The organism is Microbispora sp. NPDC046933 (genome assembly GCF_040644635.1).
Classification (GTDB): Bacteria; Actinomycetota; Actinomycetes; order Streptosporangiales; family Streptosporangiaceae; genus Microbispora.
Genome location: NZ_JBEYWW010000030.1, coordinates 71,530 through 94,101, shown reverse-complemented (window position 1 = coordinate 94,101; position 22,572 = coordinate 71,530). Strand labels below are relative to the sequence as shown.

Below are 22,572 nucleotides of genomic sequence, written 5' to 3'. Positions count from 1 at the left end.
CGATCACCGCAGGCGCGTAGGGGAGCCGGGCGGCTATGGCTGCGGGGTCACTCCTCGGGGGTGACGGCGACGGCGCGGGCGGCGTCGGGGCCCTTGTCGAGGAGGACGTGGAAGCCTTCCTCGTTGAGGATCGGGACGCCGGCCTTGACCGCCTTGTCGTACTTCGAACCGGGGTTTTCCCCTACCACCAGGAAGCTCGTCTTCTTCGACACCGACGAGGTGACCTTGCCGCCTCTGGCGCCGATGGCCTCGCCGGCCTCGTCGCGGCTGAAGTCGGCCAGCGTCCCCGTGACGACGAAGGTGAGCCCCTCCAGCGGACGCGGCCCCTCGTCGGCGGGCGACTCGTCGGCCATCCTGACGCCGGCGGCTCGCCACTTCTCGATGATCTCCTGGTGCCAGTCGACCGCGAACCACTCCTTGATGGTCTCGGCGACCCTCGGGCCGATGCCCTCCACCGCCGCCAGCTCCTCCTCGGACGCCTTGGCGATGGCGTCGATCGAGCGGAACTCCGCGGCGAGCGCGCGGGCCGTGGGCGGCCCGATGTGCCGGATCGTCAGCGCCACGAGCACCCGCCACAGCGGCTGGTCCTTCTTCTCCTTCAACTGCTGGAGGATCAGTTCGGCGTTCTTGCTCGGCTCTCCGGAGATGTTGGCGAAGAAGGAGACGACCTTCGGCTCGCCGGTCTCCGGATCGGTCTTCGGCAGGCCGGTGTCCGGGTCGCGCACCACCGACCTGATCGGCAGCAGCTTCTCGATCGTGAGGTCGAACAGGTCGGCCTCCGTGCGAAGCGGCGGCTCCTGCGGCGGCAGCGGCTGGGTCAGCGCGGTCGCCGCGACGTAGCCCAGCCCGTCGATGTCGAACGCGTTGCGCCCGGCCGCGAAGTAGATCCGCTCACGCAGTTGCGCGGGGCAGGAGCGGGCGTTCGGGCAGCGCAGATCCGCGTCGCCCTCCCGCTCGTAGGCCAGTTCGGTGCCGCATTCGGGGCAGTGCGTGGGCATGACGAACTCCCGCTCGCCGCCCTGTCGCAGGTCCACCACCGGACCGACGATCTCGGGGATGACGTCGCCCGCCTTGCGCAGCACCACGGTGTCGCCGATCAGCACGCCCTTGCGCGCGACCTCCGAGGCGTTGTGCAGCGTCGCCCGCTCCACGGTGGACCCGGCCACCACCACCGGCTTCATCACGCCGAACGGCGTGACCCGGCCCGTCCTGCCCACTCCGACCTGGATGTCGAGGAGCTTGGTGGTGACCTCCTCGGGCGGGTACTTGAACGCGATGGCCCAGCGCGGGGCCCGGCTGGTGCTGCCAAGCTGCCGCTGCACCGGGATGCGGTCGACCTTGACCACCACGCCGTCGATCTCGTACTCAGGGTCGTGGCGGTGGTCGTTGTAGTAGGAGATGAACTCGCGGATCTCGTCGAGGCTCTTGACCACGGTGTAGCGGTCGCTGACCGGGAGCCCGAAGTCCCGCAGCCGCTCGTAGACGGCCGACTGGGTGGCGGGCAGCGGGCCGCCGCCCTCCCACTTGCCGACGCCGTGGACGATCATCCGCAGTGGCCGCTGCGCGGTGATGCGCGGGTCCTTCTGCCGCAGCGAGCCGGCGGCCGAGTTTCGCGGATTCGCGAACGGCGGCTTGCCCGCGTCCATGAGCTGCTCGTTGAGCTTCTTGAAGCCCTCGACCGGCAGGAAGACCTCGCCGCGCACCTCCAGCAGGTCGGGCACGTCGTCCCCGTTGAGCCGATGCGGCACGTCTCCGAGGGTACGGATGTTGGGGGTGATGTCGTCACCGGTGCGCCCGTCGCCCCGGGTCGCGCCCCGCACCAGGCGGCCCTTCTCGTACACGAGTGCCACGGCCAGGCCGTCGATCTTCAGCTCGCACAGGTATGGCCCGGGGTCGGCCTCGATCAGCCGCTCGGCCCTGGCCTGCCAGCCGGCGAGGTCGGCGTCGTTGAAAGCGTTGTCGAGGCTCTCCATGCGCTGGAGGTGGGTGACGGGGGCGAACTCCGTGGAGATCGGCGCCCCCACCCTCTGAGTAGGCGAGTCCGGCGTGCGCAGGTCGGGATGCGCCTCCTCCAGCGCGAGAATCTCCCGCATCCAGCCGTCGTACTCGGCGTCGCTCACCGTGGGCGAGTCGAGCACGTAGTAACGCCAGTTGGCGTCGTCGATCAGCTCGGCCAGCTCGGCGTGCCGCTCCCGGGCCTCGGCCGGCGCGCTCTGCACTTGTCCGCTGGCGCTCTGTGCTCGTCCGCTGGCGCTCTGTGCTTGTCCGCTGGCGCTCCCGGTGGTCTCGGCGGCACCCGTCACGCTCTCGACCTCGCTCGCGGCCTCCGCATGCCCCTTCGCCTCATCCGCAAGCTCTGTGTCATCGAGCGCGGTGCCGTCGAGCCGGTCAGTCTCGTCAGCCCTGTCGGTCACGTCGCCCGTCTCCCCTCGTCAGACACCCAGGGCAACCGTATCTCCGGCGACCGACAGTTCGCGAAGGACAGGGGCGGGAGCCGCACCGAGGACGTGGGCGGCCCCCGCCGGACCGCTCGGCGAGAGGGCCGCTCCAGACCGCGCGGCCCCTCGTCTCAGGAGCGGTCGAGAATTACGGTAGACCGCTTGCAGCCCACTTTCATTCCTTTTTGTCCGGGTGTACTCGGGCCGGTCGCCGTGGATGGAGAGGGACCGGCCCGAGGGTCAACCTCCCTGGGTCCAGACGCGTTCCCAGCGAGAGCACTTGCCGGTGATCCCGGTCGCACCGCCCCGGCAGACCATCGCCTTGGCGAGCAGCATGTACCCGGCGTTCACGGTGAACGTCCGCGGAGTGGACTGGGAGCAGTTGCGGTAGGTGGCGGTGCGATACTTCCCGCGGTCGGTCAGCCACTTGATCTTCACCCACGAGCAGGTCCTGGCCCCGCCCGCGTCGTAGAGGTCGCCGACGATGCGCAGGCCCGACGAGCCCGACCGGACGTACCCGTTCGCCCAGCCCTTGGTGTCCGAGGACGCCGTCGGCCCCCACTCCCAGGTCTCCGCCGCCGACGCGGCCGAGGCCGTGGCCGATGCCGAGGCCGATGCCGAGGCCGCCGCGGGAGCCGCGACGAGACCGGCGGCCAGAGCGGCGGACAGCCCGGCAGCGGCGAGAGGGAGCAGAAGGCGCGTGGCGCTTCGCATGGTCTTTCTCCTGAACGTCTGAACTTCCAGCACGTCAAGAGATAGGTCACCGGGCTTGTGAATCACTTGGGGATGAGCTGGGAGACCTCTTGGATCACCAGCGGCGGCCCCACTAGCGGCGGCCCCACTCGCGACAGCCCCACTCCCGACGGCCTCACTCGCCGGGGTCCTCGCGCAGCACCCGGGCCGCCTCCCGGCACCGGGCCAGCGCCGCCTTGGCGTACGCGGGCGAGGCTCCGGCCAGGCCGCAGGCGGGGGTGAGCACCACCTGCTCGGCGAGCCGGGCGGGCGGGAAGCCGAGGCGCCGCCACAGCTCGACCGCCGGCTTGGCCACCACGCCGACGTCCGGCAGCCGGGTGTCGACCCCGGGCACGACGCCGAGCAGCAGCGCGAGCCCCTTCTCGATCGTCTCGCCCAGCTCGTCCTCGTCGCGGCGGCGCAGCAGCGCCGCGTCCACCGACACGCCCCGCGCGCCCGCCGTACGGATCACCTCGTACGGCACGCCGGGCGCGCAGCAGTGGACGACCGGAAAGGCGGGCGCGAGCGCGGACAGCACGGTCCTCAGCCGCTCGGCCGCGATCGGGGACTCGACGGCGGACAGCCGCCCGAAGCCGGACGCGGTGGGCACCGTGCCCGCGAGCACCCCGGGCAGCCCCGGCTCGTCGATCTGAACGACGAGATCGGCCCCCGGGACCCGTCGCCGCACCTCCGCCACGTGCTGCGCCAGTCCCTCGGCCAGCGACTCGGTCAGGTCGCGTACGGCTCCCGCGTCGGCGAGCACCTTGTCGCCGTGCCTGAGCTCGATCGCCCCGGCGAGCGTCCACGGCCCGCATGCCTGGATCTTGAACGGTCCCTCGTAGCCCTGGGAGACCTCCTCCAGGCCGTCGAGGTCGCGGGTGAGGTGGTCCCTGGCCCGCTTGAAGTCCCTGCCCGGCCGGTCGGTGAGCCGCCAGCCGGACGGCTGCACCTCCACGGGCAGCTCGACCAGCAGTGACGCCGTACGGCCGATCATGTCGGCGCCCACGCCCCGGCCGGGCAGCTCGGGCAGGTAGGGCATGGGCAGTTCGCCGAAGGCCGTCCTGACCGCCTCCAGATGGTCCTCGCCCGGGTAGGACCCCACCCCAGTGGCCGTGGCCTCGCTCCACGGATACTCGCTCACGGTCACTAGCTTAGGGATTATGCAACTCACCAAACTCGGTCACGCGTGCTGGCGGCTGGAGAAGGACGGGCGGACGCTCGTCATCGACCCCGGCTCGTTCAGCGGTAAAGGACTCCTCGACGGCGCGGACGCCGTGCTCATCACCCATGAGCACTTCGACCACGTGGATGCGAATCTGCTCAAGAACGCGAGCCCCGACCTGGAGATCTTCACCTGCCGGGCCGTCGCCGACCAGCTCGGCCAGGTCCCGGCGAAGGTCCAGGTCGTCCACCACGGGGACGCCTTCGACACGGCGGGCTTCCACGTGCGGGCGATCGGCGAGTGGCACGCGCTCAACCTCCCCGACGTCCCGCCCGTGCAGAACGTCGGCTTCTTCGTGGACGACGAGGTGTTCTACCCCGGTGACGCCCTCACGCCGCCCGGGCGCGACGTGCCCACGCTGCTCGTGCCGACCAACGCACCGTGGCTGAAGGGCGCGGAGATGATCATGTACCTGCGCTACGTCCGGCCCGCCCGGGCCTACTCGACCCACGACGGGCTGGTCAACGAGATCGGCGCGACGCTGATCGACAACTGGCTCGGCATGGAGGCCGAGAAGCAGAAGGCCGACTTCCGCCGCATCCCGGTCGGGGAGTCCGTCGAGATCTCCTGATCTCAGACGGCCGAGGCGATCGTGGCGGACCCGATGACGACGTCCCCGTCGTACAGGACGGCGCCCTGGCCCGCCGCGACGCCGGTCGCCGGGCGGTCGAGCTCGATGTGCAGCTCACCGCCGGAGAGCTGAGCGCGGCAGCCGTACACCTCGCCGTGCGCCCGCAACTGGACGGTGCAGGTGATCGGCTCGTACGGCTCCGGCAGCGGCCCGTTCCACACCGGCCGCTCCCCGACGATGCTGCGAACCTCCAAGGAGGTGCGGGGGCCGATCGTGACCGTGTTGGACACCGGCTCGATCGACAGCACGTAGCGCGGCCTGCCGTCGGCGGCCGGCCGGTCGATGTGCAGGCCCTTGCGCTGCCCGACCGTGAAGCCGTACGCCCCCTGGTGGCTGCCGACCACCTGACCGGTGAGCGCGTCGACGATCGGCCCCTCCGACGCGCCGAGCCGATCGGCGAGGAACGCCCGGGTGTCGCCGTCGGCGATGAAGCAGATGTCGTGGCTGTCGGGCTTGTCGGCGACGGTCAGCCCGCGCCGCGCCGCCTCCTCGCGCACCTGCGCCTTGGTCGAGCCGCCCAGCGGGAAGATCGCGTGCGCGAGCTGCTCGCGGGTGAGCACGCCCAGCACGTACGACTGGTCCTTGGCCTCGTCGACGCTGCGCCGCAGCACGCCGTCCTCCAGCCGCGCGTGGTGGCCGGTGGCGACGGCGTCGAAGCCGAGCGCGAGCGCCCGGTCGAGCACCGCCTCGAACTTGATCTTCTCGTTGCAGCGCAGGCAGGGGTTGGGGGTGCGCCCGGCGGCGTACTCGCTGACGAAGTCCTCGACCACGTCACGGTGGAACCGTTCCGCCATGTCCCAGACATAGAAGGGGATGCCGATGACGTCGGCCGCCCGGCGCGCGTCGCGGGCGTCCTCCAGCGTGCAGCACCCGCGCGCGCCGGTGCGGTAGGACTGCGGGTTGGACGACAGCGCCAGATGGACGCCCGTCACCTCGTGCCCCGCCTCGGCGATCCGGGCGGCGGCCACCGCGGAGTCGACCCCGCCGGACATGGCGGCGAGGACGCGGAGCTTTCGTGTGGGACCCATAACAGTTCGAGGTTACCGCCCACGGGGCCGCGCCCGCGTTGGCATCGGGGCGGGCGGGCTGGGAGGATGCGGGGTCATGCGACTGTTCGGGCGCAAGAGCGAGTCCGCCGACCCCGCCGAGGCCATCGCGGCATTCTGGACCTGGTGGGACCAGGCACGTCCCCAGATCGACGCGCACGTCGAGGCGGAGGACCCCGAGGCCCTGTTCGAGATGATCGGTCCCGCCGTCACCGCCCTTCATCCGTCCCTCGTCTGGGAGATCGCTCCCGGCCGCATGGCCGTGAACGCCCTGGTCGTCAGCGCGTCGAACGAGCCGGAGCTGCGGCCGTTCGCCCACCGGTGGGCCCTGGCCGCGCCGCCGTCGGACGCGATGTGGGAGTTCTATCCGTCGCGGCAGGCGAACCCGCAGGCCGCGGATCTGACGCTCGACGTCGGCGGTCGCGAGCTCGGGCTCGACCGGCTGGTGGTGGCGCTGCGCGTGCCGCCCGGCACGCCGCGTGTGGACGTCACCGCCTTCCACCCGATCTTCCCCGACGTCGACGACGACACGCGGATGGAGGCGACCTTCCTCGCGCTCGACTGGCTGCTGGGCGAGGACGAGGTGGCCCGGTGGGTGGGCGAGATCGTGGCCGCGGAGTTCGAGCCGATCGACGCCCTCCCCGCGATCCATCTGCCCGCCGTCGTCGCCGACGTGGCGGAGGGCTTCACGGACGAGCAGTGGGCGGTCCTCGAAGGGCACACCGCCACCGGCGGCCGGCTGATCGCCACCGCCCGCTACCCCCTCCGGCCGGTGGACTTCCCGCTGTTCGACCAGCACATCGCCGTCACGCTGCCCTACCAGGAGGCCGACGGCGACGGCCTGCCGCTCGGGGCCTCGCTCGAGGCGCTGCGCGACTTCGAGGACCGGCTGACCCAGCGGCTGGCCGAGGCCGGCTCGGCCGTGCTGGCGGCTCACATGAGCGCCGACCGCAGCCGGGTGCTGCACGTCTACGCCGATCCGGCGGCGGCCGTTCCGCCAGTGGTCGAGGAGGTCGCCGCCGAGTGGAAGGAGGGGCGGGCCCGCGTCGACGTGGCCGAGGACCCCTCGTGGAGCGCGGTCGCCCCCTTCCTGACCTGAACCGGACATTCAGCGCGTTTTATCCCATTTGAGCACGGGCACGTCGCGATAGACGCGACGCGCGGGCGAGCGCCCGCGTTCCGCCCGTTCCCGCAGGCTGCGGGGCCGATCCGGCGATGGGATTGGGGTCGGACATGGCTCAGCGCACACTGGACCGGTTGCTGAACGCGATCGAAGGTGATGGCCGCCTCGACCGGCCAGGTCATCGGCTCGAACAGGGTCTCGCCTTCGCCGAGAACCTCTTCGGAGTCACCAGGGGCCGCGCCCGCGGTTTCCTGCACGGCGTCTGGCTGGGTCACCCCTTTCATCCGCTGCTCACCGACGTCCCGATCGGCTCCTGGACGACGGCGCTGGTCCTGGACCTGACCGGGCAGAAGCGGGCGGCGCGCGCAGCCGTGGGAGTCGGCCTCGCCGGAGCGCTGGCCGCGGCGGTCACCGGCCTGCACGACTGGCAGTACACGCACGACAACGCCCGGCGCGTCGGGCTGGTCCACGGCACGCTCAACGCGCTCGCCCTCGGCCTGTACGGCTGGTCGTGGGTGCAGCGGGGCCGGGGACACCACCTGCGGGGGCAGCTCGCCGCCCTGCTCGGCTACCCCGTGATCGCGGTCAGCGGCTTCCTGGGCGGCGCGCTCACCTTCCGCCATCGGATCGGGGTCGACCAGACGGACAGACAGCTCGAACCACGCCGCTTCACCCGGGTGCTGGCCGAGCGCGACCTGACCGAGAACAGCCCGCGCCGGGTGCGGGCGGGCGACGTGGACGTCGTCCTGGTCCGCGCTGACGGCCGCATCCACGCCCTGGACAACGCCTGCCCGCATCTGGGCGCGCCGCTCTCCCAGGGCTGGCTCAGGGACGGCTCCCTCACCTGTCCCTGGCATGGTTCCCAGTTCGAGCTGCACAGCGGGGAGAGCCTGAACGGCCCCTCCGTCGCACCCGCGCCGTGCTTCCAGACCCGCGTACGCGACGGCTGGATCGAGGTGCGCAGGATGCCCGCCGTGGCCACCGCGCCTCCCGGCAGCACCCTGGTCCACCAGCAGGAGGTGCAGCCATGAGAAGGAGGCCGCAGGTGCTCACGGAGGTGCGGCAGGCGCCGGCCCCGCAGGAGCACAAGAAGGCGACGCGGGTGCTCGTGGAGCACCACGAGGTGCTGCGGGGGCTCATGCGGCAGTTGCTGGAGACACCGCGCTCCCAGCCCGGGCGACGGCGCGCGCTCGCCGACGAGCTGTACGACGAGCTGCGGATGCACGAGATGATCGAAGAGGAGATCTTCTATCCCGCGATGCGCGACATCACCCCGGAGATCGCGGCCGCCTGGTCCGAGCACCGCCAGCTCAGCGACCAGCTCGCGGCGCTGGTGCGCGCCGACCCGCGGACCGAGCGGTTCGACCGGGAGCTGGGCGTGATGCACGACGCGCTGGAGTCGCACGCCCACCTGGACGAGGAGCGGCAGATGTTCCCCGAGGTGGAGCGCTTCGCGGACGAGGAACGGCTCGTCGAGGTGGGCGACCGGCTCCAGGCCCGCCTGGAGTCGCTCCGCTCGTCACGGCGCGCACGCGCGGTCCTTCGCCTGCAGCGTGCGCTGCTACGCCGGACGGCGCGATAGGCGTACGGCGACGGCTATGACAAACCGGCACGACGGGCGCGCTCGACGACGTGCCCGATGACCTCCGCGACCCGGTCGACGTCCTCCTCCACGGAAGTGTGGCCGAGGGAGAAGCGCAGCGAGCCCCGGGCGCGTACGCCGTCCTGGCCCATGGCGAGCAGCACGTGGGACGGCTGGGCGACCCCGGCCGAGCAGGCCGAGCCGGTGGAGCACTCCACGCCCTTGGCGTCGAGGAGCATGAGCAGGGCGTCCCCCTCACAGCCGGGGAACGAGAAGTGGGCGTTGCCCGGCAGCCGGTTCACCGGGTCGCCGTTCAGCACGACGTCGGGCACGGCCAGCCGTACGCGCTCGATCAGGTCGTCGCGCAGCGACGACAGCCGCTCTGCCGTGGCGGGCTGCCTCGCGACGGCCGCCTCGACCGCCGCCGCGAACCCGGCGATGGCCGGCGCGTCGAGAGTGCCGGATCTGATGTCGCGTTCCTGCCCGCCGCCGTGCAGGACGGGCACGGGGTCGACGCCTCGGGCCAGCAGCAGCGCCCCGACGCCCACGGGACCGCCGACCTTGTGACCGGAGACGGTCATGGCGTCCACGCCGGACTCGGCGAACGAGACCGGGAGCTGGCCGACCGCCTGCACCGCGTCGGTGTGGAAGGGGATGCCGTGCTCGTGCGCGATGGCGGCCAGCACGCGCACCGGCTGCACGGTGCCCACCTCGTTGTTGGCCCACATGACGCTCACCAGCGCGACGTCGTCGGGGTCACGGGCGATGGCCTCGCGCAGCGTCTCCGGATGCACCCGGCCCCGCTCGTCCACCTCCAGCAGCTCGACCCGGGCGCCATGGTTGTCGCCGAGCCAGTGGGCGGGGTCGAGGGCGGCGTGGTGCTCGACCGAGCTGATCAGGATCCTGGGCCGCTTCCTCGCCCAGAACAGGCCCTTGATGGCGAGGTTGTCGGCCTCGGTGCCGCCGGCCGTGAACACGACCTCGCTCGGGCGGGCGCCGAGCGCGCAGGCGATCGTCTCGCGCGACTCCTCGACGACCCGGCGGGCACGACGGCCCGCCGCGTGCAGGGACGAGGGGTTGCCGACCTGCCCGAGCTGGGCGGTCATCGCCTCGATCGCCTCGGGCAGCATCGGTGTGGTCGAGGCATGGTCCAGATACGCAGCTCCCACGACCCCTCCCTGACACGTATTCAGCCCACCAAGCGTATCCGGGCGGGCGGAGAACACCGGCATGTGTCGCAACTAAACCGTCCAGACGGTACAGTAGATGCCATGAGGAGGGACGAACTGCTGGACGCGGCCGAGGGCCTGCTGCAGGATCAGGGCGCCCAGGCCCTGACCCTCGCGGCGGTGGCCGAGCGCGCCGGCGTCAGCAAGGGCGGTCTCCTCTATCACTTCTCGAGCAAGGACGCGCTCGTCAAAGGCATGATCGAGCGCCTGATCGCCGACTTCGACGCGCTGATCGAGGCGCAGTCGGAGAGCACCTACACCCGGGCGTACGTCGCGGCGACCTTCGAGGCCGTGGAGACCGGCCGGCTGCGACGATGGGCCGTGGTCACGGGCGCGGCCGGCGATCCCGAACTGCTCGCGCCGCTGCGCGGGGCGATGGACCGCTGGATGCGGCAGGGCCTGGACGACGAGCCCGACCCCCTGACCTCCCAGGTAGTACGGCTGGCCTGTGAGGGCGTCTGGGAGGTCGCCACCCACTGTGCGGCGATCATCGACTACGCCGCGATCCGCGCCAGGCTGCTCGCCCTGTTGTAGCGCACCGCGTGTGAACCCCTGAACGCACACCTGGTGGTCGCCCTTCCTTCCGGCTCTGCCGTGAAAGGGCGACCTGCTGGTGTCTGCCCGCTAATCCGGGCCCGGAAACCCACTCGATCCACCTGGAAAGGATGCTGTGATGACCCGCGCTTTGAGGAAGGCCCGTCACGGGGCAGTCCTCACCTTTGTCCTGGCCGGCCTGATGTGTGGAACCTTCACCGTGCGCCTTCCGGCCCTGGCCGACCGGCTCCGCCTGCCGGAGTCGTCGGTCGGGCTGACCCTGCTCAGCTGGGGGCTCGGCGCGCTGCTCACCATGCAGCTCATGCGCGTCGTCCTGGCCAGGATCGGCAGCCGCGGCGTCCTGCGCGCGGCCGCTCCCCTCTGCGCGGCGTCACTGGTCCTCGTCGCGTTCGCGCCGTCCCTCCCGGTGCTGGCCGTCGCCGCCGCGCTGTTCGGCATGGCGTTCGGCGCGGTCGACGTCGGCATGAACGCCCAGGGCTCGGCCGTCGAACGCGCGTACGGCCGGCCGATCATGAGCGGCATGCACGCCGGATGGTGCGTCGGCGCGATCACGGCGGGCCTGCTGGGCACGGCGGCCATCTCCCTGGGCCTGTCCCTCACCGCCCACATCCTGGTCGTCGCCCTGGTCTCGGTGCCGGCGGCGCTGGCCCTCAGCCGCATGCACCTGCCCGACCCCGCGCCCGAGGCGGGCGAGGCGGGCCAGGCGGCGCCCGGCTCCCGGCGCAGGCTGCCCGGGGTCGTCTACCTGCTCGGCGCGGTCACCTTCGCGGCGTTCATGGTGGAGGGCGTCGTCGCCGACTGGAACGGCCTCTACCTGATCGGCACGCTGCACGCGTCCGAGGCGGTCGCCGCGCTCGGCTACCCGGTGTTCGAGGCGGGCATGCTGCTCGCCCGGCTGGCCGGCGACCGGCTGCGCGGCCGCTACGGCGCCCGCGGGCTGATCATGTTCTCCGGCGCCGCCACCGCGCTCGCGTTCCTCGTGGTCATCGCCGCGCCGGTGACCGTGGCCGCCGTGGCCGGGCTGTTCTTCATCGGGCTGTCGGTGGCGACGATCTCGCCGATGGCGCTGTCGCTGGCGGGGACCGCGACGCGCGAGCCCGGCCCGGCGATCGCGCAGGCGAGCGCCATGGGCTACGCGGGCCTGCTGCTCGGGCCCGTGGTCGTCGGCTTCCTGTCCACGGCGGCCTCGCTGCGGGTCGCGATGGGCGTGGCGGTCGTGCTCGGCGTCGTCATCGCCGTGGCCGCGCGGCTGCTGCCCGCGTCCCGTACGGAGATCGTCCCGCTGCGGGGGTCCGCGGAGGACGAGGAGCGGTCCGTTCCCCTGGCCGCGTGACTCCGGCCTCCATCACGGCCTGCCCCGGCACACGGAAACGGCGCCGCACTCCTCGTGCGGCGCCGCTTCCGGCTCGGGTCCTACTTGCGCTTCTCGATCTCCTCGGTGAGCTGCGGGACGACCTGGAACAGGTCGCCCACGACACCGAAGTCGGCGATCTCGAACAGGGGCGCCTCGGCGTCCTTGTTGATCACGACGATGGTCTTGGAGGTCTGCATCCCGGCCCGGTGCTGGATGGCGCCGGAGATGCCGGCCGCGATGTAGAGCTGCGGGGACACGGTCTTGCCCGTCTGCCCGACCTGGAACTGGTGCGGATACCAGCCGGCGTCGGTCGCGGCACGCGAGGCGCCCACGGCCGCGCCGAGCGTGTCGGCGAGCTTCTCGATGATCGCGAAGTTCTCGCCCGAGCCCACGCCCCGGCCGCCGGAGACCACGATCGCGGCCTCGGTCAGCTCCGGACGGGCGCCCTTCTCCTGGACGACCCGCTCGACGATCCTGGCCGCGCGGGCGGCGTCCGAGAGCGCGACCTCCACCTTCTCCTCGGCGCCGGCCGCGGCGGCGGCGACGGGGGCGGTGCTGTTGGGGCGGACCGTGATGATCGGCGTGCCCTTGGTCACGCGGCTGCGGACGTTGACGCCGCCGCCGAAGATGGACTGCTCGGCGACGAAGCCCTCGCCGACGCCCACGGCGTCCGAGATCACACCGGAGTCCGTCTTGACCGCGAGGCGGCCGGCGATCTCCTTGCCCTCGCCGGTGGCGGCGACGAAGACCGCTGCCGGGGACCGCTCGGCCACCAGGTGCGCCAGCACCTCGGCCTTGGGCGCCACGACGTAGTCGCCGATCTCGTCGGCCGCCGCCACGTAGATCTTCTCGGCGCCGTACTCGGCGAGCCTGGCCTTCGCGGCGTCGGAGTAGCCGGGGCCCGCCCACACGGCGGCCGGCGTGCCCAGCGACCGGGCCAGGGTCAGCAGTTCGAAAGTGACCTTCTTGACGTCACCGTCGACGTGCTCGACGAGAACCAGAATCTCACTCATCCCAAGCCCCTCAGATGAACTTCTTCGACGCGAGGAACTCGGCGGCCTTGGCTCCGCCGTCGCCCTCATCCTTGATCACGGTGCCCGCGGCACGCGGCGGGGCGGCGGCGAAGTCGACGACCTCGCTCCAGGAGCTCGCCAGGCCCACCTGGTCGGCGGCGATCTCCGCGTCGGCGACGCCGAGCGTCTCGACCGGCTTCTTCTTGGCGGCCATGATGCCCTTGAACGACGGGTAGCGCGGCTCGTTGATCTTCTCGACCACCGACACGACGGCGGGCAGCGACGCCTCGACCTTGTCATAGCCGTAGTCGGTGATCCGTTCGACCCTGATGGTGCCGCCCTTGGGCTCGACCTCGACCTTTCTGGCGAGCGTGAGCTGCGGGGCGCCGAGCCGCTCGGCCAGCATCGCGGCGAGCATGCCGGTGCGGGCGTCGGTCGACTCCGAACCCAGGATCACCAGGTCGAAACCGATCTTCTTCAGGGCCTGGGAGATGGCGTAGGAGGTGCCCAGGGCGTCCGAGCCGTGCAGCGCGTCGTCGTGCAGGTGCACCGCCTTGTCGGCGCCCATCGCCAGGGCCTTGCGGATGGTCTCGGTCGCCTTGGCGGGGCCCATGCTGAGGACGGTGACCTCGCCTCCATGGGCCTCCTTGAGCCGCAGCGCCTCCTCGACCGCGTACTCGTCGAGCTCGTTCACGACGCCGTCGGCGGCGTCACGGTCGAGCGTCTTGTCATCGGACCTCAGCTTGCGCTCGGTCGCCGTGTCGGGGACCTGCTTCACGCAGACGACGATGTTCATGGCCGGTGGCCGACCTCCCCTTTCCGTACGGCTGACGCCGCGGTTTTCGGTACGTGGCGCGGGGTACGCGCACGTGATGCAAGACTGCCAGGTGTTCGCGGGCGCGCCTGTGCAGGTGGCCCGGGTGTCGAGCTGACCCTGGTCCCCCCAGGCGTATGTTACCCATCAGTAGCTTAGGTGCAAACCTCCAGGTTTTTACGGCCGCGTCCTTCGGTTGAGGAATTCCCCAGAACCCGGTCACGCCCACTGCCACCATACCGAACTATGTTCCAGAGGCGTCGCGGAGGTCCCCGTGGCCGGGACTTCGAACGGCCGTCGTCGCCCACAGCTACACTGCACCCTCACGGTGGGCGCCGTGGCCCAGGGCAGCAGGACCATCCAGGAGCTCGGCGCCAACTGGTTCTCCTAGCCCGCCTCCCCAGCCGGGCTCAGCTCGCGAACACGAGCATGACGAGCAGGAACAGGACGGTGCCGACGGCCATGAGGAGCGTCGCCGTGCTGAACAGCGTGCTGAGCAGCGCCCACACCGCGACGGCGCCGACACCGCCCGCGAGGTCCAGCAGGAGCCGCCGCCTGGACTTCCCCAGCAGCCCGAACCCCGCGTCCACGAGCAGGGCGATGCCGTAGAGCACCAGCAGGAGAAGCGACACCTCGGGCAGGTTGGCGCGCGCAGCGGCGGCGAACAGGCCGACCACGACGGCGGAGCCGATCACCCAGCGGCGGTGCAGCTTCTCCCGGTGCGCCGCGCGCGGATCGTCCACCTCTCCCCGCCGGGTCCCGCGCGAGGGCCGGCTCTGCCGCCGCTCACCGGGCCGCCACTCCTGGGTGGGCGCCTCCGGCAGCACGGGCCTCGCGGGCTCGATCCCGTCCAGGACCGGCGCGGCCTCCTTGAGGAGCCCGGCCAGCTCGGCCGTCGCCGGGCGGTCCGCCGGGTCGGCGCTCAGGCACCGCTCCACGAGCGGGACGAGCCATGTCGGCACGCCCGACAGGTCCGGCTCGCGGTGGACGACCCGGTAGGCGATCGCCGCGGCCGGCCCCGTCCCGTACGGCTGTCGCCCCGACGCGGCGAAGGCCAGCGTCGCCCCCCAGGCGAACACGTCGGCCTCGGGCCCGGCCTCCCGGCCTTCCAGCACCTCGGGCGCCAGGTAGCCGGGCGTTCCGACGACCGCCCCCGACGCGGTGACCGAGGCCGACTCAAGCGCGCAGGCGATGCCGAAGTCGATCACGTACGGCTCGCGCTCGGAGACGATCACGTTGGCCGGCTTGAGGTCCCGGTGGACGACACCGGCCGCGTGGACGGACTCCAGCGCCTCCGCCAGCCCCAGGGCGAGCCGCAGCAGGTCGGCCCCGGCGACCGGCCCGTCCTTGGCCACGACCGTGCTGAGCGGCCTGCCCTGGACGTACCGCGTGACGATGTAGGGCCGCTCCCCCGACAGCGAGACGTCCAGCACCTCGGCGACGTGCGCGCCGCGGACCCGGCGCATGGTCTCCACCTCGCGGGCGAGGCGGGCGATCGCGAAGCCGTCGGAGGCGACGTGAGGATGCAGGACCTTCACGGCGACCGTGCGCCCGTCGGGGTCGAGCGCGAGGTGGACCTCCCCGAACCCTCCGGAGCCGAGACCGGAGACCAGACGGTAGGGACCAAGCTGTTCCGGCGTGCCCAATGGGTTCCTCCCGCTTCGCTCGGTGCCTCCCGCTTCGCCATCGGGACCGGGGCGGTCAGGTCCAGAAGGTCAGGAAGCCCAGACCGATCCTGTCCATGATGTCCCCGATCACGCCGCCGATCAGGTTGACGACCGTGTCCTGACCCTTCTGTTTGAGATCCGCGACGATGTGGTCCACCGCCACCGAGGGCGGCCGCCAGGGGATCCACGAGGCGTCCGCGGACAGCGCCGTCATGATCGCGAACAGCGCGACCGTGCCGACCGCGATCGTCACGATCATTCCCGCTCCGGGGCTCCGGATCACCGCGCTCAGCGTCCGGGACACCGCCTTGCGAGGAGCCTTCCCGCCGGGCAGGAGGAACAGCCCGGCCACGAAGGCGGCCGCGGCGTACGCGGCGGCGGGGTCGGGCCTGACCCCGCCGATGTAGTGGAACCCGCCCCAGGCGCACATCGCGAACATCACGGCCAGCGGCACCTGGACCACCGTCGCCAGCCCGGCCTTGAGCAGGGCCCACGGCGTGCCGAGCACCGCGAGGAGCGGGTCGGCCCCGCTGCTGCCCCGCGCGGCCCGGCGGTCGGCGAGGTCGCCGAGCAGATACTGCCCCACCCGCAGGCACAGCGCCGCCACGACGGCGAACAGGCTCACCACGACCGGCAGCAGGCAGGCCAGCGCCACGAGCGTGGCCAGCAGCAGAGCCGCGAGCACCGGATGCGGGGCCCGGTAGGGGGCCCGCCTCGGCTCGGGCTCGTACGGCGCGGCGGGGGCCGGCGGCGGCGCCTCCCTGGGCTCTGGGTAGCCCGCCACCCGCTGGTCGGTGTACGGCTGGTACACGGGTTGCTGGTACCCGGGCGGCTGGTACGGCGGGGGCGGGCCCGCCTGCCCGTACGGCGGAGCCTGCGGATGCGCCGGAGGCGGCGCGGACACCGGGCGGCGCTGTTTGGGGGCACGGGGCTCCCGGCGAGGCCGCTCCGGCTCCACGTAGTTCACCGGCGGCAGCAGGTCGGAGTAGCTGTCGTCGTCCGCCGGCAGCATGCTGGTCCGGCTCCCGTTGCCCCCGTTCACCGGGCTGCTCACCGGGCCGCCCGTGTTCCCCCGCGCCGGCTCGTCGAGCACGCGCGTGCCGTCCAGGACGCGCGTCCCGCCGTCGCGCGGCGACGCGTGGGCGGTCTCCTGGAGCACGGTGACGGAGGGGTCGAGCGCACGAGTGATCCTGAGCAACGACGCGCCCGTGGGACGCGACGTGGCCTCGGGCGCCAGCGCGGAGCGCAGCCAGCCCCGCAGCCAGGCCGGCGCGAGGTCCACCTGCGCCTTGCCTTCGAGGATGTTGTAACAGACCGACTCGAACGTGCCCGAGCCGAACGGCGCCTTGCCGGTCGCCGCGAAGAAGACCGTGGCCGCCAGCGCGTGCACGTCGGCGGCCTGGGTGATCTCGGTGTCCCGGATGATCTCCGGGGCGAGGTAGCCGGGGGTGCCGACGAACATCCCCGTCTGGGTCAGCCGGGTGGCGTTGACCAGGTGGGCGATGCCGAAGTCGATCACGAGCGGCTCGCCGTCCACGAGCATCACGTTGGCCGGTTTGAGGTCGCGGTGGATGACGTCGGCCGCGTGGATGGCGACCAGGGCCTCGCACAGGCCCACCGCGAGCCGGATCACGCCGTCGTCGCTGAGCGGCCCGTCCTCCAGCACCGTCTGCTCTAAGGTCCGCCCGGGGGCGTACCGCGTCACGATGTAGGGCGCGGCGCCGGTCAGGTCGGCGTCGAGGACCTCGGCGACGCGCTTGCTGCGCACCCGCCGCATGGTCTCGACCTCGCGGGTGAGCCGGTCGCGCGCCTTGAGATCGGTGGCGACGTGCGGGTGCAGGACCTTGACCGCGACCTCGCGCCCCTCCGCGTCCAGGCCGAGATGGACCACCCCCATGCCGCCCTCGCCGAGCTGCCGAAGCAGCCGGTAGGGCCCGATCCTCTCCGGAGCCTCAGTAGTCGACATGTCGTCCCCCGTCACCCGTTCCCCGCCTGGTTACGCAGGTCTTTCAGCCGATCCAGTACTGACATAACGTCGATTGGGCCCCAGAAGTGCCCTGCTGTCTGTTTACCCAGGAGGCTGGAGAGCGCGACCGCCGCCGTCAGCACCGCGAGGGCGCCCACCCCCCAGGCGAGCCCCTTCGCCGCTCCCTCGCCGGGAACCAGTGAGGCCAGCGTCCGCCGCATCTGCCTGCCCGGGCCCACCACCCCGGGTCCCGCGCAGATCGTCCACAACGCCGTCGCGACCCCCCAGCTCAGCGCGGCGAGCCGGAGCGCGGGCGTGCCGCCCAGGAGGACGGTGAGCAGCAGCGTCACCGGCAGTCCCAGGATCAGCGCGTACGGCACGAGCGCGATCGTGACGCCGATCGACTTGACGAGCTCCGCCGGACGGCTCAGCACGCGCAGCACGTCGGCCGCCGCGGCGCCGGCGGGACGGCGGGAGATGAGGTGCGGCTGGGCCAGGTCGGCGGCCCGCAGCAGCACCGCGACCGGCACGGCCACCAGGCACACCAGCAGCGGCGCCACGACCGCGAGCGACGTCATCACGACGAGCAGCAGCGCGCTCGCCACGCCGTACGCCTTGGATCGCTGCAGCAGCCCTCCGGGCGGGAACGGCATGGGCGGCACGGTCGGCGGCGGCACCCGCACCGTGGGCATGAACGGCGCGGGGTTCGGCTGGTGGATGTGCGGAGTCCGCTCGTAGATCTCGGGCGCGTCCCCGAAGAGCGCGCGGTCGCGCGCCGCCACGCCCCCCTGATCATGGGACCCGGGCCGGGGGGAGGCCGCGCGCGGTCCCATGGATTCGCCGGTGACGGCCTGGCGCACCTCCTCGGAGGTCACCCGCCGGGTGGGGATGTCGCCCTCCGGGCGCAGCATCGGCGTGGGCCACTCGTCCGGCTGTGCACGCGGCGGCACGGACGGCCCACCGGCCGTGGGAACCGGGCCCGGCATGGGAGCCGAGCCGGACACGGGAGCAGCACCGGACGTGGGAGAGCCCGGGAACGCGGACGGACGGGACGGGCCGGACAGACCGGACGGGCCGGTCGGCGAGGTGCGGGGCGGAGGCATCCGAGTGGGGATGTCGCCCTCCGCCGGGCTTTCCCCCGGGCCGTTCGGCGGGTTGTTCGGCGGGTTGTTCGGCGAGTTGTTCGGCGAGTTGTTCGGCGGGGCGGCAGACCCGAGGCCCGCCCGGCGCAGGTCCTCTCCGGTCACCCGCACGGTCGGGAAGGGGTCGCCGCCCTGGCCCGTCGCGGGCGTCTCGCGCAGCAGTGAGACGAACTCCTCGGCACGGCCGCCCTGATGGGACGGCGCGACCGGCGGCGTCGCCACCGGCGCGACCGGCGGGGTGATCGGCGGCATCGGCGACCCGGTGGGCGCCGGGCCCGTGACCCGGCCGCCCATGGCAGGTGAGCCCGTTACAGGCTGCCCGGTCACCGGAGAGCCGCCGGTGGGCGGTCCGCCCGGCCGCCCGAAGTCGGGCACCTGCTGACCGCCGGTGTCGTCGACGTTGGGCACCGTCGTGATCTCGTCGGGCACGCGCGGCCTGCCGCCGGGAGACTGGGGCATGAGCCGCGCGAGCTGCCGTACGAGCTCGGCCGCGGTCGGCCGCCTGGCCGGGTCGCGGTTGAACGCGGCGCGCAGCATCGGCTGGATCGGCGCGGGGGCGGCCTCGACGTTGGCCCGGCCGGAGGTGATGTTGAAGAAGATCATCTCCAGCGTGCCCTTGCCGAACGGCGGCTGGCCTGTGGCGGCGTACAGCACGGTGCCGGCCCAGGCGTGCACGTCCACCTGCGGCCCGGCCTCGTGGCCCTCGATGATCTCCGGGGCGAGGTAGCCGGGCGTGCCGATGAACATGCCGGTCTGGGTGAGCCGGGTGGCGTCGACCGCCTGGGCGATGCCGAAGTCGATCAGCACCGGCCGCCCGTCCAGCATCAGCACGTTGCCCGGTTTCAGGTCACGGTGGATCACTCCGGCGGCGTGCACGGCGGCGAGGGCCTCGGCCACCCCGACGGCGACCTTGAGCAGGGCGTCGAAGGACAGCGGGCCGTCGTTCTTGACGATCTCGTCGAGCGGCCGTCCCGGCACGTAGCGAGTGACGATGTACGGCCTGCGGCCGGTGACGTCGGCGTCGACGACCTCCGCGATGTTCGGCCCGCGCACCCGCCGCATGGTCTCGACCTCGCGCGACAGACGCCTGCGCGCGACGTCGTCGCCCGCCACCTCCGAGCGCAGGACCTTGACGGCCACCTGCCTGCCCTGTGGGTCGAGGGCGAGATGAACCACGCCCATGCCGCCCTCACCGAGCCGCCTCAGCAGCCGGTACGGGCCCAGTCGGTCGTCCTGATTCATTGCCTAAGCACCATACCGACTAAAAGAACGCCCATGAGTGAACCATCGCGCCACATCTCCGCTCAGCACAACGGAGAAAAGACGCGAACGGTTTCCCGGCAGGTGGTCAAACGGTGAGCGGGAGGACCTCCCCCCGGGTCGCCGCGACCAGTGCCGCGCCGGAAAGCGCCAGCTTGGAACGGCGGACGCCGCTGCCGATCACCACGAACGGCCGCCGGGTCACGTTTTCGTCAACGAGCACCGGCCAGCCCTCGGGCAGCCCGATCGGGGTGATCCCGCCGTACTCCATTCCGGTCAGTTCGACGGCCTCCGCCTGCGGGGCGAAGGACACCTTCCGCACGTCCAGATGGCGGCGCACGATCCCGTTGATGTCGGCCCGCCCGGTGGCGAGCACCATGACGGCGGCGTACCGCGTCTCCCCGCCACGCTTGCCCGCGACGATGACGCAGTTGGCCGAGTCCTCCATCGCCACGCCGTACCGCTCGCAGAACGCGGCGGTGTCGGAGAGCTCGGGATCGATCTCGGCGACCTCCACCCCGACGTCGAGAGAGGCCACGGCCTTCGCCACGGGATCGGCGAGCAGATCCGGCCGGTCGGCCACGGGAACCCATTCGAGCGGCATTCAGCCCTCCTTGACGGCGCACTCGTGCGGTCGGGTGACCACCTTACGGGCCGGCTCCACCTCCGCCTCGCGTCGGTCATCGCAGGGGGGGAAACCTAAGCCGGCCGTGATCGGGAGAGGCCGGGCGTCAGCCGTACCGGCCGCTGCCGCAGGCCACCTGGCCGCCGATCATGGAGAAGATCCCGAACAACGCCATGATCTCGTGGTAGTCGTCCGTGGTGAACTCGGTGTGCCGGGGACCGGCGAGCCGCACGCCGGGCACGATCGCGCAGGCCGCGGCGATCGCAGTGGAGTTCCACTCCACACCGAGGGTGTACGGCGGCTCGACCACGTAGGGCCGGAAATCGGGCAGCCTGCCGAGCGCACGGGCCGCGCCCTCGCGGACCCGCCGCCACGCGACGGCCGGGGGCAGCAGCTCGGCGGAGAACTTGTCGATGCCCTTCTTCACGGCGACCGTCTCGACCTCGCCGAGCAGTTCCCTGGCCTCCTCGCACACCGCCTCGTCGCCGGTGACGAGCGCGACCGGCACGCCCAGCGAGCCCGCGAAGCCCGCCACGAGCCGGGTCTCGCCGCAGATCTCGCCGTTCAGGTAGACGTTCTGGATCTCCTTGCCCATCCACGTGTGGTTGAGCACCCCGTGCGGCACGCCCGCCCGGGCGTGGTAGCCGGCGAAACAGGCGGCGGCCATGTCCGCCGTGAGGCCCTGCCCCATGCGGTGCGGCTTGCCCGGGCCCCTGACCAGCGTGGCCCGCTCGTCCAGCAGGTCGATCCTGAGGTTCTTGGTGGACCCGTGGGCGTCGTTCACCAGCACGGACGCGGCGCCCGCGTCGAAGGCGCCCTGGATCACCGCGTTGGCGTCCCCGGTCATCAGCTCGCAGCCGCGCTCGTACCCCCGGCCCCCGAGGTGCATCTCCTCGGGATCGGTCAGCCCGGTGACCCCCTCCATGTCCACCGACAGGTAGATCTTCATCGTGCCCCCCACGTCTCCACCCGGCGCGCCTCGTCCTCCGTCATCAGCCCGATGTTCTCACCGACGTACGCCTCGACGCGGGCGCGCCAGGGCTCGGGGATCTCGCCGAGCGCGGGCTGATAGCAGTGCTCCAGCCACCGTACGGACTCGGCCGTCGCCCCGAGGTACTCCGCCGCCTTCGCGAAGGGGGTGTTCTCGATGCCCGGGACGTGCGCGCACCCGTACTCGATGGTCTCCTGGCCACCGTACGGAGGCGGCTCCTGCCACTTGCGCGCGGCGGGCATCGAGGCCGTGATCGGAGTGTCGAGCGGCCGTCGCTCCACGGCCGCCAGGATCAGCTCCTTGCGCAGGCACTTCGCACACCTGGTGCAGGGGCCGTCCATGTCCCCGCGCAGGCACCAGCGGACCAGATGCGCGAGGTCGGACTCCATGGCCATCCGCATGGTCACGGGCTCGCTCAGACCGCCGACCGGCAGGACCATCGCGACTCCGGCCGCCGCGAACAGGCGGCCCCACGGGCCGTCGGCCGCCCACATGGGGTTGTCCGGACTGTAGCGGTGGGTGTAGCGCTCCCCGCCCAGCCAGCGCGACCCCAGTTCGTGCCCGAAGGCGACACCGCCGAGGTCGAGGTCGTCGGCGAGCAGGAGCGCGCCCGCCGCCACCGCGTGATGTTCGGGGAACCCGGGCCGGGGCCGGCTCAGCACGAACTCCAGGTCCGACCGGACGACGTGGACCTCCCGCCCGGTCTTCTGGACGAGCCGGGCCAGCACCTCGGAGCGGTAGTGCGTCCACCTGTTGGGCACCCGGGGATGGCTCACCCGCTGGAAATGCACGAACGGCGCGTCGGGGAACATCGTGGCCACCGCCATCGAGTCCGCGCCCCCGCTGTAGGAGATCGCCAGCCTGGCGCCGGTCCGCGGATCCGCCCCGACCGGCCCGGCGTCCACCCCCCACCCCGTACGCAGCGCCTCGGCGAGCCCGGCGGAGATCGGCCGGTCGAACGTCACCCGTCCCCTGGTCCACGGCGCGACGACGGTCCAGGCGGCGACCGCGAGCAAATCGGGATGCGGGGACGCGCCGGCGGCCCCGGTCCGCACGTGACAGGAGTTGGTCCGCAGTTCGATCGGGTGACCGTCGGTGCAGAACCCCGTGGTCTCGTCCTCGGCGTCGAGCAGGAAGACCAGCCGCCAGACGCCGGCGTCACGCGTCCACCGCACCCGCACG

General features: G+C 72.3%; 19 protein-coding genes. 6 read left to right on the top strand and 13 right to left on the bottom strand.

Annotated features, from left to right (window positions below):
* Nucleotides 1-47 precede the first annotated feature (47 nt).
* From ligA to ABZ857_RS32785, 3 genes are all read right to left on the bottom strand, one after another.
* A complete protein-coding gene (ligA, locus tag ABZ857_RS32795) occupies nt 48-2,219 on the bottom strand; it encodes an NAD-dependent DNA ligase LigA (RefSeq protein ID WP_357050872.1) in 2,172 nt (723 codons plus the stop codon).
* A gap of 459 nt (nt 2,220-2,678) precedes the next feature.
* Nucleotides 2,679-3,152: a hypothetical protein gene (locus tag ABZ857_RS32790; protein ID WP_357050820.1), complete on the bottom strand. Its 474-nt coding sequence runs from the start codon at nt 3,150-3,152 to the stop codon at nt 2,679-2,681.
* A gap of 154 nt (nt 3,153-3,306) precedes the next feature.
* Nucleotides 3,307-4,311, bottom strand: coding sequence for a methionine synthase (locus tag ABZ857_RS32785; protein ID WP_357050818.1), 1,005 nt, complete (start codon nt 4,309-4,311; stop codon nt 3,307-3,309).
* A gap of 19 nt (nt 4,312-4,330) precedes the next feature.
* Here ABZ857_RS32785 and ABZ857_RS32780 point away from each other — a divergent pair, with 19 nt between their 5' ends.
* Nucleotides 4,331-4,963 (top strand): MBL fold metallo-hydrolase, encoded by a 633-nt coding sequence (locus tag ABZ857_RS32780; protein WP_357050815.1) that lies wholly within the window; start codon nt 4,331-4,333, stop codon nt 4,961-4,963.
* 2 nt (nt 4,964-4,965) lie between these two features.
* On the opposite strand, the gene mnmA is transcribed toward ABZ857_RS32780, so the two are convergent.
* The gene (gene mnmA / locus ABZ857_RS32775) at nt 4,966-6,051 is read right to left on the bottom strand and encodes a tRNA 2-thiouridine(34) synthase MnmA (protein ID WP_357050812.1); all 1,086 of its coding nucleotides are present in this window, start codon (nt 6,049-6,051) and stop codon (nt 4,966-4,968) included.
* Nucleotides 6,052-6,127: 76 nt separating this feature from the next.
* Here mnmA and ABZ857_RS32770 point away from each other — a divergent pair, with 76 nt between their 5' ends.
* The 3 genes from ABZ857_RS32770 to ABZ857_RS32760 all read left to right on the top strand — a co-directional run bounded on the left by ABZ857_RS32770 (nt 6,128) and on the right by ABZ857_RS32760 (nt 8,774).
* Nucleotides 6,128-7,168: a DUF695 domain-containing protein gene (locus ABZ857_RS32770; protein WP_357050809.1), complete on the top strand. Its 1,041-nt coding sequence runs from the start codon at nt 6,128-6,130 to the stop codon at nt 7,166-7,168.
* A gap of 134 nt (nt 7,169-7,302) precedes the next feature.
* A complete protein-coding gene (locus ABZ857_RS32765) occupies nt 7,303-8,223 on the top strand; it encodes a Rieske 2Fe-2S domain-containing protein (protein ID WP_357050806.1) in 921 nt (306 codons plus the stop codon).
* Nucleotides 8,220-8,774, top strand: coding sequence for a hemerythrin domain-containing protein (locus tag ABZ857_RS32760; protein WP_357050803.1), 555 nt, complete (start codon nt 8,220-8,222; stop codon nt 8,772-8,774). Before ABZ857_RS32765 ends, ABZ857_RS32760 begins: the two co-directional genes overlap by 4 nt.
* Nucleotides 8,775-8,788: 14 nt before the next feature.
* On the opposite strand, the gene ABZ857_RS32755 is transcribed toward ABZ857_RS32760, so the two are convergent.
* Complete coding sequence (locus ABZ857_RS32755; protein ID WP_357050800.1) at nt 8,789-9,943, bottom strand: cysteine desulfurase family protein; 1,155 nt, start codon at nt 9,941-9,943, stop codon at nt 8,789-8,791.
* Nucleotides 9,944-10,045: 102 nt separating this feature from the next.
* On the opposite strand from ABZ857_RS32755, the gene ABZ857_RS32750 reads away from it, so the two are divergent.
* Nucleotides 10,046-10,537: a TetR/AcrR family transcriptional regulator gene (locus ABZ857_RS32750; RefSeq protein WP_357050797.1), complete on the top strand. Its 492-nt coding sequence runs from the start codon at nt 10,046-10,048 to the stop codon at nt 10,535-10,537.
* A gap of 139 nt (nt 10,538-10,676) precedes the next feature.
* Entirely contained in the window at nt 10,677-11,891 is a 1,215-nt protein-coding gene (locus tag ABZ857_RS32745) for an MFS transporter (protein ID WP_357050794.1), read from the top strand.
* An 80-nt stretch (nt 11,892-11,971) separates the two neighbouring features.
* Here ABZ857_RS32745 and ABZ857_RS32740 read toward each other — a convergent pair whose 3' ends face one another.
* The 8 genes from ABZ857_RS32740 to ABZ857_RS32705 all read right to left on the bottom strand — a co-directional run bounded on the left by ABZ857_RS32740 (nt 11,972) and on the right by ABZ857_RS32705 (nt 22,571).
* Nucleotides 11,972-12,925 carry an electron transfer flavoprotein subunit alpha/FixB family protein gene (locus tag ABZ857_RS32740; protein WP_357050792.1) on the bottom strand — a complete coding sequence of 318 codons (954 nt, stop codon included), beginning with the start codon at nt 12,923-12,925 and terminating at the stop codon, nt 11,972-11,974.
* Between the two features lie 10 nt (nt 12,926-12,935).
* Entirely contained in the window at nt 12,936-13,721 is a 786-nt protein-coding gene (locus ABZ857_RS32735; RefSeq protein ID WP_357050789.1) for an electron transfer flavoprotein subunit beta/FixA family protein, read from the bottom strand.
* A 428-nt stretch (nt 13,722-14,149) separates the two neighbouring features.
* Nucleotides 14,150-15,385, bottom strand: a complete 1,236-nt coding sequence (locus ABZ857_RS32730) for a serine/threonine-protein kinase (RefSeq protein WP_357050787.1) — start codon at nt 15,383-15,385, stop codon at nt 14,150-14,152.
* 55 nt (nt 15,386-15,440) lie between these two features.
* Nucleotides 15,441-17,372 carry a serine/threonine-protein kinase gene (locus ABZ857_RS32725; RefSeq protein ID WP_357050784.1) on the bottom strand — a complete coding sequence of 644 codons (1,932 nt, stop codon included), beginning with the start codon at nt 17,370-17,372 and terminating at the stop codon, nt 15,441-15,443.
* Between the two features lie 11 nt (nt 17,373-17,383).
* Nucleotides 17,384-19,756, bottom strand: coding sequence for a protein kinase (locus ABZ857_RS32720; protein ID WP_357050781.1), 2,373 nt, complete (start codon nt 19,754-19,756; stop codon nt 17,384-17,386).
* 106 nt (nt 19,757-19,862) lie between these two features.
* Entirely contained in the window at nt 19,863-20,378 is a 516-nt protein-coding gene (locus tag ABZ857_RS32715; protein ID WP_357050779.1) for a YbaK/EbsC family protein, read from the bottom strand.
* Between the two features lie 127 nt (nt 20,379-20,505).
* Nucleotides 20,506-21,360 carry a M55 family metallopeptidase gene (locus ABZ857_RS32710; RefSeq protein WP_357050776.1) on the bottom strand — a complete coding sequence of 285 codons (855 nt, stop codon included), beginning with the start codon at nt 21,358-21,360 and terminating at the stop codon, nt 20,506-20,508.
* Nucleotides 21,345-22,571 (bottom strand): DUF6395 domain-containing protein, encoded by a 1,227-nt coding sequence (locus ABZ857_RS32705; RefSeq protein ID WP_357050773.1) that lies wholly within the window; start codon nt 22,569-22,571, stop codon nt 21,345-21,347. The genes ABZ857_RS32710 and ABZ857_RS32705 overlap by 16 nt, the downstream gene beginning before the upstream one ends.
* Nucleotide 22,572 lies beyond the last annotated feature (1 nt).

Coding starts and splice junctions, on each gene's coding strand:
- ABZ857_RS32760 (WP_357050803.1), top strand. CDS start 8,220: ATGAGAAGGAGGCCGCAGGTGCTCACGGAGGTGCGGCAGGCGCCGGCC.
- ABZ857_RS32725 (WP_357050784.1), bottom strand. CDS start 17,372: ATGTCGACTACTGAGGCTCCGGAGAGGATCGGGCCCTACCGGCTGCTT.
- ABZ857_RS32765 (WP_357050806.1), top strand. CDS start 7,303: ATGGCTCAGCGCACACTGGACCGGTTGCTGAACGCGATCGAAGGTGAT.
- ABZ857_RS32735 (WP_357050789.1), bottom strand. CDS start 13,721: ATGAACATCGTCGTCTGCGTGAAGCAGGTCCCCGACACGGCGACCGAG.
- ABZ857_RS32780 (WP_357050815.1), top strand. CDS start 4,331: ATGCAACTCACCAAACTCGGTCACGCGTGCTGGCGGCTGGAGAAGGAC.
- ABZ857_RS32790 (WP_357050820.1), bottom strand. CDS start 3,152: ATGCGAAGCGCCACGCGCCTTCTGCTCCCTCTCGCCGCTGCCGGGCTG.
- ABZ857_RS32740 (WP_357050792.1), bottom strand. CDS start 12,925: ATGAGTGAGATTCTGGTTCTCGTCGAGCACGTCGACGGTGACGTCAAG.
- mnmA (WP_357050812.1), bottom strand. CDS start 6,051: ATGGGTCCCACACGAAAGCTCCGCGTCCTCGCCGCCATGTCCGGCGGG.
- ABZ857_RS32770 (WP_357050809.1), top strand. CDS start 6,128: ATGCGACTGTTCGGGCGCAAGAGCGAGTCCGCCGACCCCGCCGAGGCC.
- ABZ857_RS32715 (WP_357050779.1), bottom strand. CDS start 20,378: ATGCCGCTCGAATGGGTTCCCGTGGCCGACCGGCCGGATCTGCTCGCC.
- ABZ857_RS32750 (WP_357050797.1), top strand. CDS start 10,046: ATGAGGAGGGACGAACTGCTGGACGCGGCCGAGGGCCTGCTGCAGGAT.
- ABZ857_RS32720 (WP_357050781.1), bottom strand. CDS start 19,756: ATGAATCAGGACGACCGACTGGGCCCGTACCGGCTGCTGAGGCGGCTC.
- ABZ857_RS32745 (WP_357050794.1), top strand. CDS start 10,677: ATGACCCGCGCTTTGAGGAAGGCCCGTCACGGGGCAGTCCTCACCTTT.